The sequence below is a fragment of the Pseudomonas sp. KCJK9058 genome (assembly GCF_046230975.1).
Taxonomy (GTDB): domain Bacteria; phylum Pseudomonadota; class Gammaproteobacteria; order Pseudomonadales; family Pseudomonadaceae; genus Aquipseudomonas; species Aquipseudomonas alloputida.
In genome coordinates, this window is the sequence record NZ_JBJJLR010000144.1 from 1 (window position 1) to 319 (window position 319).

Annotated in this window: 1 protein-coding gene; it reads left to right on the plus strand. The window is 65.8% G+C overall.

The window, feature by feature from the left end; genetic code table 11:
• Positions 1 to 319: toxin VasX (locus ACK59Z_RS25970; protein WP_409294017.1), on the plus strand; the 319-nt coding region annotated here is incomplete at both ends.

A 319-nucleotide genomic window follows, 5' to 3' on the forward strand; every position in this document is an offset into this window, starting at 1 on the left:
GCCGGGCTATCTCAGCCCGTTCCAGGAGGTCGGCGAGCTGACCCACTCCAGCTACGCCATCCGCCCTTTGCGTGAGGGCTTTCTCTACCTGCTGATCAAGCGCCATAGCGCGCCGGCCTACGAATGGCACAGCCAGTACCGCGTGGCGCCCAATGGCTCGCTGCTGTACATCAGCAGCGACGCCCCCTGGGCGCCTGCCCCCAGCGCCGGCAATCTGGATGAGATCCTTCGCGGTTTCGGCTGGACCATCACCCTCTACGACCTGGATGACATCCAGGAGCTGCGCCCATTGTTCAGCCCTTCCCCGCTGACCCCGCGC